This is a genomic window from Flavobacterium sp. UBA6135 (assembly GCF_002428305.1).
Lineage (GTDB): Bacteria > Bacteroidota > Bacteroidia > Flavobacteriales > Flavobacteriaceae > Flavobacterium.
The window spans coordinates 14832-27860 of the sequence record NZ_DIVJ01000032.1 but is presented as its reverse complement, the minus strand read 5'-3'; the positions used below and the strand labels follow the sequence as shown (position 1 = coordinate 27860).

The 13029-nt window shown below is 32.0% G+C and carries 14 protein-coding genes; 9 read left to right on the top strand and 5 right to left on the bottom strand.

Annotated features, from left to right (window positions below):
- On the top strand, positions 1-1068 hold a 1068-nt coding region (locus tag B3L86_RS08470), incomplete at its 5' end, for an undecaprenyl-phosphate glucose phosphotransferase (RefSeq protein WP_291117633.1).
- A gap of 2 nt (positions 1069-1070) precedes the next feature.
- Positions 1071-1823 (top strand): glycosyltransferase family 2 protein, encoded by a 753-nt coding sequence (locus B3L86_RS08465; protein WP_291117630.1) that lies wholly within the window; start codon positions 1071-1073, stop codon positions 1821-1823.
- A 2-nt stretch (positions 1824-1825) separates the two neighbouring features.
- Here the strand turns inward: B3L86_RS08465 and B3L86_RS08460 are convergent, their stop codons facing one another.
- The gene (locus B3L86_RS08460; RefSeq protein WP_291117627.1) at positions 1826-3157 is read right to left on the bottom strand and encodes an AMP-binding protein; all 1332 of its coding nucleotides are present in this window, start codon (positions 3155-3157) and stop codon (positions 1826-1828) included.
- Between the two features lie 140 nt (positions 3158-3297).
- Here B3L86_RS08460 and purD point away from each other — a divergent pair, with 140 nt between their 5' ends.
- A complete protein-coding gene (gene purD, locus B3L86_RS08455; protein ID WP_291117624.1) occupies positions 3298-4569 on the top strand; it encodes a phosphoribosylamine--glycine ligase in 1272 nt (423 codons plus the stop codon).
- A 46-nt stretch (positions 4570-4615) separates the two neighbouring features.
- On the opposite strand, the gene B3L86_RS08450 is transcribed toward purD, so the two are convergent.
- Positions 4616-4846: a DUF6341 family protein gene (locus tag B3L86_RS08450; RefSeq protein WP_188361553.1), complete on the bottom strand. Its 231-nt coding sequence runs from the start codon at positions 4844-4846 to the stop codon at positions 4616-4618.
- Between the two features lie 45 nt (positions 4847-4891).
- Between B3L86_RS08450 and B3L86_RS08445 the strand changes: the two genes are divergently transcribed.
- On the top strand, positions 4892-5821 hold the full coding sequence (locus B3L86_RS08445; RefSeq protein WP_291117620.1) for a DUF6427 family protein: 930 nt from the start codon (positions 4892-4894) through the stop codon (positions 5819-5821).
- On the opposite strand, the gene upp is transcribed toward B3L86_RS08445, so the two are convergent.
- Positions 5816-6469, bottom strand: coding sequence for a uracil phosphoribosyltransferase (gene upp, locus B3L86_RS08440; protein WP_291117617.1), 654 nt, complete (start codon positions 6467-6469; stop codon positions 5816-5818). The genes B3L86_RS08445 and upp overlap by 6 nt on opposite strands.
- Before the next feature lie 69 nt (positions 6470-6538).
- Here upp and B3L86_RS08435 point away from each other — a divergent pair, with 69 nt between their 5' ends.
- A complete protein-coding gene (locus B3L86_RS08435) occupies positions 6539-7144 on the top strand; it encodes a DUF4254 domain-containing protein (RefSeq protein WP_291117614.1) in 606 nt (201 codons plus the stop codon).
- Between the two features lie 10 nt (positions 7145-7154).
- Complete coding sequence (locus tag B3L86_RS08430; protein ID WP_291117612.1) at positions 7155-8195, top strand: glycosyltransferase family 9 protein; 1041 nt, start codon at positions 7155-7157, stop codon at positions 8193-8195.
- A gap of 41 nt (positions 8196-8236) precedes the next feature.
- On the opposite strand, the gene B3L86_RS08425 is transcribed toward B3L86_RS08430, so the two are convergent.
- Entirely contained in the window at positions 8237-8545 is a 309-nt protein-coding gene (locus B3L86_RS08425) for a hypothetical protein (RefSeq protein WP_291117610.1), read from the bottom strand.
- Positions 8546-8610: 65 nt separating this feature from the next.
- A complete protein-coding gene (locus tag B3L86_RS08420) occupies positions 8611-9663 on the bottom strand; it encodes a ferredoxin--NADP reductase (protein WP_291117607.1) in 1053 nt (350 codons plus the stop codon).
- 124 nt (positions 9664-9787) lie between these two features.
- Between B3L86_RS08420 and B3L86_RS08415 the strand changes: the two genes are divergently transcribed.
- The 3 genes from B3L86_RS08415 (at position 9788) to B3L86_RS08405 (ending at position 12998) form a co-directional block, all read left to right on the top strand.
- Entirely contained in the window at positions 9788-10123 is a 336-nt protein-coding gene (locus B3L86_RS08415; protein ID WP_291117604.1) for a PadR family transcriptional regulator, read from the top strand.
- A gap of 624 nt (positions 10124-10747) precedes the next feature.
- Positions 10748-11452, top strand: coding sequence for a hypothetical protein (locus B3L86_RS08410; protein ID WP_291117601.1), 705 nt, complete (start codon positions 10748-10750; stop codon positions 11450-11452).
- 73 nt (positions 11453-11525) lie between these two features.
- A complete protein-coding gene (locus B3L86_RS08405; RefSeq protein ID WP_291117598.1) occupies positions 11526-12998 on the top strand; it encodes a DUF5687 family protein in 1473 nt (490 codons plus the stop codon).
- The last annotated feature ends 31 nt before the right edge of the window (positions 12999-13029 follow it).

The window sequence follows — 13029 nt, the reverse complement described above, 5'->3', positions numbered from 1 at the left end:
GGAAAAGCAACTGCATTTTTTACTACAACAAGTTTTTTTGTCATTGTATTGATAAAGTATTTATTATTTTATTATCTCAAAAAATATAGAATTGTAACAGGAAGTAATTTCAGAAACGCAATTATTATTGGATATACTACTGAGGCAAAAAATTTAAAATCGCTATTTGAAAACCGAAATGATTTTGGCTATCGTTTTTTGGGTTTTTTTTCAGATAAAAAATCAAATAATGAAATAATAGGTAAAGTGGCAGATATTCAAAATTTTGCCATTGAACAAAAAGTTGATGAAATATACTGCTCATTAAATGAGATAAGTAATGAACAACTCAAAGATTTAATTGAGTTTGCTGATGAAAATTATAAGGTTATAAAGTTTATTCCGGACACAAAACAAATTTTTTCTAAAAATTTAAAAGTTGATTATTATGAAATGTTTCCGGTTTTGTCCCTTCAACGAACAATGCTTCATGAGCCGGTAACCAAAACATTTAAAAGAATATTTGATATTTTATTTTCATTATTTGTAATAATCTTTATCTTATCATGGTTGGCACCAATACTCGCAATATTAATCAAATTTGAATCAAAAGGTCCGGTTTTTTTCAAACAAGGAAGACCTGGTTTAGATGAGGAAGAGTTTTATTGTTATAAATTTAGATCGATGCAAATCAATAAAACTACTGAAAAAGAAGCCTCCAAAAACGATCCAAGAGTAACTAAAATTGGACGATTTATGAGAAAAACCAGCTTAGATGAGTTGCCTCAATTTTTTAATGTTCTTTTTGGCGACATGTCAGTAGTTGGTCCAAGACCTCACCTTTGGTCTCAAAATAAAACCTATGGGAACCGTATTAAAAAATATATGGTTCGTCATTATGTAAAACCCGGAATTACAGGCTTAGCTCAAGTAAGAGGTTATCGAGGTGAAATAGAAACAGAGGAAGATATGATTAACCGAATTAAATTTGATGTTTTTTATATTGAAAATTGGTCCTTTGCAATGGATGTTAAAATTATTGTTCAAACGGTAATTAATATTTTTAAAGGTGAAGAAAAGGCCTATTAATTATGGCAAATCTAGTATCCATAATTACGCCTACATATAATTCTGCAAAATACATTTCAGAAACCATTCTATCCGTTCAAAATCAAACCCATCAAAATTGGGAAATGATTATTATAGACGATGGTTCAACAGATCATACAATTTCTATTGTAGAAGAGTTTCAAAAATCAGAAACCAGAATACATTTAATCAAACAAAATAAAAACGTTGGCCCGGCAATAACAAGGAATAAAGGAATTGAATTTGCAAAAGGGAAATACCTAACGTTTTTGGATGCCGATGATATTTGGTTTTCGGATTTCATTCAAAACAGTATTGAAACAATTCAACAAACCTCTGTTCCGTTTGTTTTTTCTTCTTACAGACGCTCTGACGAAGAATTGAATTTTGTGTATAGTGATTTTATTGTGCCTCAAAAAGTATCGTATACAGATATTCTTAAAACTAATTCCATCAGTTGCTTAACCGCTTTTTTAGATGTTGAGGTGTTGGGTAAGAAATTCATGCCAATTATTCATAAACGACAAGATATGGGCCTTTGGTTGCAATATTTAAAAGAAATTCCTTTTGCATATGGAATTCAAGAACCAAAAGCCATTTACAGAATTCGGAAAAATTCACTTTCCCGAAAAAAATCGGATTTAATTAAATACCAATGGCAATTTTACAGAGAAGTTGAAAAACTATCAATCGTTCAGTCGGCTTATTTTATGTTGCATTGGATGGTGAGAGGATTTTTGAAATACAGAAATTAAAATTATTTTATTTTTGATTCAATAATTTGAGGTTTTCCTGATGGTGTTGAAGCAATATAATCCACAGCTTTGAATTCTACCGATATTGAATTATCTGTTAATACATCAATTTTAGATTTAATTTCCTGAAGGGTTTTTTCTGAAAAATCAAAATTTGAATCGGTTATATATTCAAAAATAATAGATTCAGGAACTTCTTGAATTATTTTATATTGCTTAATTTCAGGATAATATTCCACAATTCCCGTAAAACTGTGAACAATTAGTTTTTTTTGATTTGGTGTGATAACCACATCAGTTTCCCTTCCCACAATTTTTTCTAATAAAGGATAGTTAAACAATCGTTTTTCAGGATATTTTTCTTTTGGAAGCTTAATGGCCAAATCACCCAGCTTATATCGAATCATCGGTTGGGCAAAATTTGTTAATGAAGTTACCAAAACATGTCCAAGCTCACCATCAGGCACCGGTTTATTGGCATCATCAACAATTTCTATGAAAACATTCGGACTCATGATGTTGTAATATGCCGTATCGTTTGAACAAGCCATTAATAATCCTTCTGCACAACCATAAGTGTCAATGATCTTCGGATTTGAAAAAGCCAATTCAAAATTTTTCTTGAAATGAGCAAACAGTTTGTCTCCTAAGGTAATTATCGCATTAAGCGAAAGGGAAAAACCATGCTTGAGTACAACTTTAGTAAATTCGTTAATTGCCGAAGGATAGCCAATGATATATTTTATGTTTTTCTTTCTTATAAGTTCAGCCAATTCAATCATTTCAGGTTCAGAGATTGAAAAACTATTGACATAATGTACGTTAAACAAAACGTCTTTAATGTTTTTGGGAAACGCACGATTCGGAGAAATTCCAAATTGAACAACACCATCTCCAATTTTAAAACCAGACCATAAATACCAATGATTTTGAAGACCTTGGTTATAATAACTAAATCCTTTTGTGGTATAACTATAGGATTGAATTCCACTACTTCCGCTGCTGAAATTCTTTTTTAAAGTTGCAGTGTTGTAGCGATTGGACACTAAATTTTCTTTTTCAAATCGCAACATCTCTTTTGTCAAAACCGGAAAATCAGTTAGTGAGTTTCCGGCTGTGTCAGGTAATTTAATTTTTTGATAATACGGAACGGTTTCAATAGCATGTTGCAACATTTTTTTAAGACGCTTTTGTTGGATATCTTCTAATTCTTGTTCGGATAATAAATCATAACGATTCCATTCTTTAATAGAATTCATAAAATGATTTCCAAAGAAATAATCTCCAACAGAAGTTAAATAGTTTACAAAAACAGAATTAAAAATTTTGGACATGAGTTAAATCAACGTTGAGTGACTCCAAAAATACTAAAACCAAAACAGAGATTGCTAAAACGATTATTTTTTTATCGGATTACCTTTTCATTCCATACAAAACACCTTATTTTTGCACCTCAAACACACAACTTTTTATCATGACAATTTTACTACTCGGATCAGGAGGTAGAGAACATGCTTTAGCTTGGAAAATCGTGCAAAGCAATCGATGTTCAAAATTATTTGTTGCACCCGGTAATGCCGGAACTGCAACAATTGCAATTAATTTAGAAATAAATCCAACCGATTTTGATGCTGTAAAAAAAGTAGTGGTTGAAGAAAACGTTGATATGGTAGTTGTGGGGCCTGAAGACCCTTTGGTAAAAGGAATTTATGATTTCTTCAAACAAGATGAATTGTTGCAAAATATTCCTGTGATTGGGCCTTCAAAAGTTGGAGCTCAGTTAGAAGGAAGTAAAGAATTTGCAAAAAAGTTTTTAGTTAAACACAACATTCCAACAGCTGCTTATGATAGTTTTACTGCTGAATCCGTTGAAAAAGGTTGTGATTTCTTAGAAACATTAAATCCTCCATTTGTTTTAAAAGCAGATGGTTTAGCAGCAGGAAAAGGTGTTTTAATTATTGAAGATTTAGAAGAAGCAAAAATAGAACTTCGAAATATGTTGGTGAACCAAAAATTTGGTCAAGCCAGTTCAAAAGTAGTCATTGAAGAGTTTTTGGACGGAATTGAACTAAGTTGTTTTGTTTTAACCGACGGTAAAAATTATAAAATTCTTCCAACCGCAAAAGATTATAAGAGAATTGGTGAGGGTGACACCGGATTAAACACCGGCGGAATGGGTGCAGTTTCTCCGGTTCCTTTTGCAGATGCTGTTTTGATGGAAAAAATTGAAAACCGAATCGTAAAACCAACAATTGATGGTTTACAAAAAGACGGAATAGAATACAAAGGTTTTGTGTTTATCGGATTGATTAACGTCAAAGGAGAACCCATGGTGATTGAATACAATGTTAGAATGGGCGATCCGGAAACAGAAGTTGTCATGCCAAGAATAAAATCAGACATCGTTGCATTGTTTCAATCAGTTGCTAATCAAACGTTGAACGAAGCAATACTTGAAATAGACCCAAGAAGTGCAACAACCATTATGATGGTTTCGGGAGGGTATCCTGAAGAGTATGAAAAAGAAAAAATAATAACAGGATTGGATTCAATTGAAGGTTCAATTGCATTTCATGCCGGAACAAAAATTTTAAACGGTAATGTTGTTACCAACGGAGGAAGAGTAATTGCAATGACATCGTATGGCGATACTTTTCAAGAAGCCATAAAAAAATCTTACCAAAACATAGCAAAACTAAATTTTGATAAGATGTACTATAGAAAAGATATTGGATTTGATCTTTAAAGAATAAATGAGGATTCAGAAATTCGAACTTCTAATTTCTGAATTCTTACTTTAAGAAAGAGTGAGCCGTTGTATCTTGGTTTTCTTCATTGTTATTTTGGTGAGCAACCAATTGTTTGCACCAATAAACAATAGCAACAGCACAAACAATCATAAAAATCCAGTTCAAAATGTTTGCACCCCACCAATTTGAAAGTTCCAAAGAACGGAACATATCAAAAGGAGCAAAAAGTATATCGACAAATAAGTATTGAATTCCTTCAAAAAATGCTTTCATGATATAATATATTATATTTACAACGCAAAAGTATAAAATATCCGAATGATTCCAAGTCTTTTTAATAAATCTAGACCAATAAATTATATAATAATAGCAGGATTGTTATTTTTTGGCTTTATCCTATTCCAAATTAGAAATAATTCTGAACCTTTTTCGGCCTATTTATTCTTAGAAAGAGTTAGTATTTTAATACTTCTAATTTTTTCTCTTTTTATTTCAAATTTTATTGCCAAACGCAACGGATTGAGCAAAGACAGTAGCTACCCGTTTTTATTTTATTTTATAGCGTTATTGTTTTTCCCATCTGTTTTTAATTCCATCAATTTGGTTATTGCTTCTTTTTTTGTGATTTTAGCGTTGAGAAGACTTTTTTCTTTGCAATCGATGCAATTAACCAAAGAAAAAATATTTGACGCATCACTTTGGATATTTGTAGCATCGTTATTTCATTTTTGGGCAATTCTATTTATAATTCTGGTATTTGCATCCATTATTTTTCACGTTTCCGGGGACTATAGAAATTGGATTTTACCTTTTATTGCCTTTTTTACCATAGCAGTTATCACCCTTTTTTTTACCTTGTTATTCGAAAAAGAGTGGCTTGAAGAAATTTTGAACACAACCAATTATAATTTTGAACTTCAATATTCATCAATAATTTCCCAAAATAGTGCACTCTTGATTTATGGTTTTTTTGTTGTCTTGTTTTTATTTTCAATACTTTTTACATTTTCAAGAAGACCCATTATTCTTCATGCAGCCTACAAAAAAGTGATATATGCCATGTTGATTGGAATTTTGATTTATTTAATTTCACCTATCAAATCCAATGAAAATTTAATATTCACATTTTTTCCAATGGCAATACTAGCAACTGGGTTTGTTGAAATGACAAAAGATGATTTTTGGAAACAAATTATTATGGGAATTTTTATTTTGATAGGAATAACCTTGTTTGTTTTCCAACTATAATTTTACGCCATAAGCTAAATCGCCCGCATCGCCCAAACCGGGGACGATGTAGTTTTTTTCGTTTAATTTCTCATCCAAAGCAGCAACCCACAAATGACAATCGGCTGGAAGATTTTTTTCTAAATACGCAATGCCTTCAGGAGCGGCAATGACAACTGCAATGTGAATTTCTTTCGGTTTTTGTTCTAAATGTAGTTTATTTAAAACCGCCACAATCGATTGACCTGTGGCTAACATCGGATCAATTAAAATCAAGGTTTTATTTTCAAAAGAAGGTGCCGCTTGATATTCCACCAAAATTTCAAAGTAATCATCGTTGTTCGGATGATGACGATAAGCCGAGACAAATCCGTTTTCGGCATTATCAAAAATATTCATAAAACCGGTGTGCAACGCCAAACCGGCTCTCAAAATGGAACATAAAACCACATGATCTTCTAAAGCAGTTGTTTTTTTAATGCCAAGTGGTGTTTGCACTTCAATAGGAATATAGGGAAGTGTTTTACTCAATTCATACGCCATGATTTCGCCAATTCGTTCAATATTTTTTCGGAAACGCATGCTGTCTTTTTGCACGGAAACATCACGAATTTGTGCCAAAAAATGATTTAGAATGCTGTTTTGTTCTGAGATATAATGAAGGTGCATAAACGTTTTGAATTGGAATTAGTTTGATAAAGGTATAAAAAGTATATTTGTACTTTAAATTTTTATATAATGTTTTCACAACTTGCCTTTTCTGTTTTTGAACAAAGTATTGCAGATTACCACATACACGACAGCGTAAATCAACCGGTTAATAATCCGTTTCCTAAGGATAAAATCGAGCACCTATTGTATGCAAAAAATTGGGTTGACACGGTGCAATGGCATTTTGAAGATATTATCCGTGATCCGCAAATTGATCCTGTGGCGGCATTGGATTTAAAACGAAAAATTGACGCTTCCAATCAAGTTCGTACTGATATGGTAGAATATATTGATAGTTATTTTCTTCAAAAATACAGTTCAGTTTCAGTAAAACCTGAAGCAAAAATCAACACCGAAAGTCCTGCTTGGGCAATTGACCGTCTTTCAATTTTGGCTTTAAAAATTTATCACATGAGTGAAGAAGCCAATAGAATTGAAGCTTCAGAGGAACACAGAGCAAAGTGTCAAGAAAAATTAAACATTTTATTAGAACAAAAAAGCGATATGTTTTCCTCTATCGATCAATTGTTGAAAGACATCGAAAGTGGTGATAAATTCATGAAAGTGTACAAACAAATGAAAATGTACAATGATGAGGAGTTGAATCCGGTGTTGTATCAGAATAAAAAATAGTCATCAATTGATGTCTAACCCAAAACACATATTGGTAATAAGGCTTTCAGCTATGGGAGATGTCGCTATGACAGTTCCCGTGTTGAGAGCCTTAGTTTTACAACATAAGGTAGTAAAAATTACAGTCATCTCCCGACCGTTTTTTAAACCGTTTTTTGAAGGAATTCCGAATGTTGATTTCTTTGCAGTGGATGTAAAAAATCGCCACAAAGGATTTTTCGGATTACTTCGATTATTTTCGGATTTGAAAAAATTCGATATTGATGCGGTTGCCGATTTGCATAATGTTCTTAGGTCTAAAGTTCTCCGAAGTTTATTCGTTCTTAGCGGAAAAAAAGTAGCTTTCACAGACAAAGGAAGAGCAGAAAAAAAAGCATTAACCCGAGCCCAAAATAAAATTTTCAAGCCATTAAAATCAATGGTTGAAAGACATACGGAAACATTTAAAGAACTCGGATTTTCAATTGATTTAACAAACCCTCAATTTCCCCAAAAAGCAGTTTTATCAGATGAAATTCTGAAAATCACCGAAAATAAAAATCAAAATTGGGTCGGAATTGCACCTTTTGCTCAATACCAAAGCAAAGTTTATCCGCTCGATTTGATGCAAAAAGTCATTGATGAATTGGCAAAAAATAATTCAATCAAAATTTTCCTTTTTGGTGGTGGAAAAGAAGAAATTCAGAAATTAAATCAACTTCAAAATAATCATTCAAATGTGATCGTCTTAGCGGGAAAGCTAAAATTTAAAGAAGAATTAGAAGTGATTTCAAACTTAGATGTGTTGCTTTCTATGGATTCCGGAAATGCTCACATCGCTGCAATGTTAGGTGTAAAAGTCATCACGCTTTGGGGAGCCACGCATCCCTTTGCCGGATTTTCTCCATTCAATCAACCGTTGGAAAATTGCATTGTTTCTGATCGAGAGAAATTTCCGCTTTTACCAACATCCATTTATGGAAATAAAAAAGTGAAAGGCTATGAAGATGTGATGCGAACTATTTTACCGGAAAAAATAGTGTTCAGTGTTCAGTCACAACTAGGAGTTTAGTTATCAGTCGCAGTTTTCAGTCTCAGTGAAAGGTTATCGATTTACAAGTAAATTTTATTGTCTTTGCAAATCTCTAAAATATACATTTTTAAATTTGAAATCGCATCGGCATAATTTGGAGCCTCATAACCAAATCGTTCGTGTTCTAATTGCTCTTTTTCCATCGCGTTGCAACCTTTGATTACTTCACGAATCATATCGAGCAGAATCAACTCTTTGTTGTTGGTTTTTTCAAATTTGAAATCCACTAATTCATCTTCCAAACGGTCACAATACTCTAAAAGCTCTTGTACTTCAGGTTCATCCAAAAGGTCTTGAGCTTTTTTAAATATTTCCAGTTTGTTTTTCATTTTAAATTGATTTCTATTCGCAATCAAAGTAACCGACAACCAACAACCGACAACGGATAACCGATTTAAACATCATCATAATCCACAAAAATCTCACTCGAAGTAGGATGAGCTTGGCAAGTTAAAATCAACCCTTCAGCAATTTCACCATCGGTTAAAATGGTGTTCTTTTTCATTTCGGCAGTTCCTTTGGAAATTCGAGCGATACAACTGCTACAAATCCCACCTTGGCATGAATAAGGAGCATCTAAACCTTGTTTTAAAGCCGCTTCCAACAACGATTGCTTTTGCGACATTTCAAAAGAAGTTTCATCGCCATCCACCAAAACGGTGATTTTTGTGTGACCTTCTAATGATTTCTGAATTTCATTTTCTGAGGATGAAGCAGAGAATAATTCGAATTTTATATCTTTTTCTTTAACGTTGTTTTCTTTTAAAACATCACTTACGCGATTGATCATTTCTTCCGGTCCGCAAAGGTAAAATTTGTCAAATTCTTTTTCTTTGTGTTTGTTTTTCAAGACAAAATTAACGGTTGATTTTTCAATTCTTCCAAACAATTGATCATCGGCTTTTTGCTGACTAAAAACATAATGCACAAAAAAGCGTCCCACATATTTCAACTGTAAATCGTGCAATTGGTTGTAAAAAATGGTTTCATTACTCGATTTATTTCCATAAACCAAGACAAAAGTGCTGTTGGGTTCTTTTTCCAAAACGGTTTGTAAAATCGACATTACCGGAGTGATTCCGCTTCCGGCCACAAAAGCAGCATAGTTTTTTTGTCGAGCGGTATCGGGTTCAAACGTAAATTTTCCTTCTGGAGTTCCAACTTCCAAAACTTTTCCAACCGTTAATTGCTCATTCGCAAACTTAGAAAAGTAACCATTTTTGATAGATTTGATGGCAATTCGTAATTCCCCACTTTCCGGAGTGGAACAAATGGAATAAGCACGACGAATTTCGTTTCCGTCTAAAGTAAGTTTTAAGTTGATGTATTGTCCGGCTGTAAAACGGTAATTGGCTTGAAGTTCGGTTGGAACTTGAAAGAGAACAGAAACGGCTTCCGGTGTTTCACGAGTGATTTCTTTGACCGCTAATTTATAGAAAGTTGACATGGATTAATTTTTTACAAAGGTAATAAACCACAGTTTTTGAAAACAGCATATTTTTTAAAAAATTTATACATAAGATTTTTATGTATAAGAAACTTATGTATATTTGTGTTTCAAATTCATAAAAATGAAAAACTCATCACTATATAAAGGAAGTCTTAACACTATTATAATGAAGCTTTTAGAGGAAAAAGGCCGCATGTATGGTTATGAAATTACGCAAAAAGTAAAAGCCATCACGTTAGGCGAATTAAACATCACCGAAGGAGCTTTGTATCCCGCTTTACACAAATTAGAAGCTGATGGTCTGTTGGAAGTAGAAGTAGAAAAAGTAGACAACCGCTTACGGAAATACTACAAACTCACTGAAAAAGGCAACAAAGAAACAGTAAATCGATTGGCAGAACTGGAAGAATTTATTAAGAATATGCAAAACATTGTGAATCCTAAATTGAGTTATTAGAATGAAAACTTTAACTTCACAAAACCTCAAATTCATTGATAATTATCTCAAAAAAAGTGAAATTATTTACGATGACATCCGAATGGAACTTACCGATCATATTGCTTCATCTGTTGAAGAAAAAATGAAAGTTGAAAATAGTGATTTCTATGATGCTTTTAAAAGTTACATGATTTTGAATAAGAAAGAACTTTTAAAGAAATTTTCCGGTAGTGGTTTCAAATCTTTTGAGCCAGTTAAAAGTTTTGGTTCGTTTTTGTTGAAACCCTATTTTGTTTTATTTGGCTTAACTTTCTATTTAGTAATATTTTTTTTTCAATCAACAATAGATATGAAGTCCTTTATTTATGAATTTCATCACTATTGGCTTTTGTCAATACTATGTTTTACCATCTTTCACATGCTATATTTTTTTATTTTAAAAAAGAAGCGATTTTATGCCATTGAGCAGTCTTTTTTAGTGCTTACACTAATTCATTATTTTTTCATGTTTTTTTCGAAGCCAATAGATTTCAGTCGCTTGAAATTTATTTTTTGGATGGATATTTCAATACTTTTTTTGTCAATACTTTTCCTTTTTTTCTACGCAAATCAAATTCGAAAATATTACCAAAGTAAACACATATGGAACTAAAAGTTAACCAAGAACAAATAGATCGCCTCTACCGTTTCACCCGCGAACATTTTGTAGAACATTATGATTTGCAAACGGAATTAGTAGATCATCTTTCCAATGCTATTGAAGAACAATGGAAAGAAAATCCGAAATTATCTTTTGAAGAAGCTTTGCAAAAAGAATTTAAAAAATTTGGCATTTTTGGGTTTATGGATGTGGTTGAACAAAGGCAATTGGCTTTAAGTAAAAAATATCATTTACTAATTTGGAAACATTTTAAAGAATTTTTTACCATTCCAAAAATTATTATTACTATTTCATTAGTGGTTGGCTTATTTTATTTTTTTAAATATGTTTTCTTTTATGAACTATTAACCATTGCAATGATTGGATGGTTTCTACTTTTGATAGCTGCCTTAGTTTATGAAAAGAGAAAAATGAAAAAGAGAAAAAATCAAACCGGAAAAAAATGGATGTTTGAAGAAATCATATACGGATACGGCTCTTTTTCTGGGGTTTTTGTTATTCCGATTCACATAATTAATATTTTTTCAAATCACGGAAACGGATTTCCAAACGATTATATGCTTTTTGGAATTAGCTTTTTTTTGGTTTCGGTATTTTTAGCAACTTTTATAGTGACAAAAATTATCCCATCCAAAGCCGAAGAATATCTAAAACAAACATATCCCGAATATGCTTTTTCAAAGTAAGTTGTAACAAAACGTTAAAAATGTAGTCAAACAGGTTAACCAATTTAAACATAACCACCAAACCAACCCACTTATGATAAAACGTTTTCTCTCACTCGAATGGAAATCATTTATTAGATCGGCCGCTTTTCAAACCAATCTGGCAATCAAAATATTGATGCTTTTTGGGGCTTTGTATTTTATTGTAGTATTTTCATTGTTAGGAGCTGGATCCTATTATATTATTGAAGACATAACAAAATCAGAACCCTTTCAAATAATAAACAAATTCATTCTTTATTACTTTGCTTTTGATTTGGTTTTCCGTTTTTTTCTGCAAAAAACACCGGTTATGAACATTCGACCGTTGTTGTATATCAACATTAAAAAAGATAGAATTGTCAATTTCACATTAGGAAAATCAGTATTGTCTTTTTTTAATATCATGCATTTTTTCTTTTTTATTCCGCTTTCAGTTGTTTTATTAAAAGAAGGATTTGATGTCTTGGGTGTAATCACTTGGTTGGTTGGGATGATTGCAATGGTATTAATCATCAATTTTTTAAACATTTTGATTGATAAAAAAGACGTTGTTTTTTACGCTGTTGCCGTCATTTTCATTGCTTTAGGAGCATTACAATACTACGGTTTGTTTGATGCAACGAACTATACCGTATTGTTTTTCAAAGGATTGTATGATTATGCTTGGATGGTAATTATTCCAATTTCAACCTTAATTTTAGTTTATAAAATAGTTCATAGTTTTTTCAAAAGCAACTTATACCTCGATGCTGGATTATCAACCACATACGAGATTGCCAAAACGCAGAATTTTGAATGGTTAGATCAATTTGGAACGTTAGGAACATTTCTTAAAAATGATATTCGTTTAATTACAAGAAATAAAAGAGCAAGGTCAGTCATTATCATGAGTGTAATGTTTCTTTTTTATGGATTGATTTTCATGATTGGAGCAATAAAACCTTATGATGGTCCATTTTCAATGATTTTTGGAGCCATATTTGTTTCAGGTGGTTTTTTATTCAATTTTGGTCAATTTGTTCCGAGTTGGGATAGTTCCTATTATAATTTGATGATGAGTCAAAACATCAAATACCGCGATTATTTGAGCTCAAAATGGTGGTTAATGGTTATTGTAACCGTTGTGTCAACAGTTTTGGCTTCGTTTTATTTGTATTTTGGTTGGAAAGTGTATTTGGCAGTTGTAGCAGTAGCTTTTTACAATATTGGAATCAATGCTTACATCACTCTTTTAGTTGGAGCATACACCCGAACACCAATTGATTTAACGAGCAACAAAAATGCATTTGGTGACAAAAAAGCATTTAACGTAAAAACACTTTTATTGATAATTCCTCAAATTGTGCTTCCGGTTTTTTTATATTTTATTGGGATGTACTTTTTTAATCAATTAATTGGATTTTTATTGGTAGCTCTTGCAGGAATTGCAGGATTTGCTCTTAAAAACAAAGTATTTGACATGATTGAAGACATTTATAAAAAGCAGAAATACGAAACCATTGCCGCATACAAACAAAAAAATTGACCTATCTAGTTACCCTTTACCAATCGCCTAT

Excerpts from the sequence above, each read along its gene's own strand:
- B3L86_RS08465 (WP_291117630.1), top strand. The coding sequence starts at position 1,071 with ATGGCAAATCTAGTATCCATAATTACGCCTACATATAATTCTGCAAAA.
- B3L86_RS08460 (WP_291117627.1), bottom strand. The coding sequence starts at position 3,157 with ATGTCCAAAATTTTTAATTCTGTTTTTGTAAACTATTTAACTTCTGTT.
- purD (WP_291117624.1), top strand. The coding sequence starts at position 3,298 with ATGACAATTTTACTACTCGGATCAGGAGGTAGAGAACATGCTTTAGCT.
- B3L86_RS08450 (WP_188361553.1), bottom strand. The coding sequence starts at position 4,846 with ATGAAAGCATTTTTTGAAGGAATTCAATACTTATTTGTCGATATACTT.
- B3L86_RS08445 (WP_291117620.1), top strand. The coding sequence starts at position 4,892 with ATGATTCCAAGTCTTTTTAATAAATCTAGACCAATAAATTATATAATA.
- upp (WP_291117617.1), bottom strand. The coding sequence starts at position 6,469 with ATGCACCTTCATTATATCTCAGAACAAAACAGCATTCTAAATCATTTT.
- B3L86_RS08435 (WP_291117614.1), top strand. The coding sequence starts at position 6,539 with ATGTTTTCACAACTTGCCTTTTCTGTTTTTGAACAAAGTATTGCAGAT.
- B3L86_RS08430 (WP_291117612.1), top strand. The coding sequence starts at position 7,155 with ATGTCTAACCCAAAACACATATTGGTAATAAGGCTTTCAGCTATGGGA.
- B3L86_RS08425 (WP_291117610.1), bottom strand. The coding sequence starts at position 8,545 with ATGAAAAACAAACTGGAAATATTTAAAAAAGCTCAAGACCTTTTGGAT.
- B3L86_RS08420 (WP_291117607.1), bottom strand. The coding sequence starts at position 9,663 with ATGTCAACTTTCTATAAATTAGCGGTCAAAGAAATCACTCGTGAAACA.
- B3L86_RS08415 (WP_291117604.1), top strand. The coding sequence starts at position 9,788 with ATGAAAAACTCATCACTATATAAAGGAAGTCTTAACACTATTATAATG.
- B3L86_RS08410 (WP_291117601.1), top strand. The coding sequence starts at position 10,748 with ATGGAACTAAAAGTTAACCAAGAACAAATAGATCGCCTCTACCGTTTC.
- B3L86_RS08405 (WP_291117598.1), top strand. The coding sequence starts at position 11,526 with ATGATAAAACGTTTTCTCTCACTCGAATGGAAATCATTTATTAGATCG.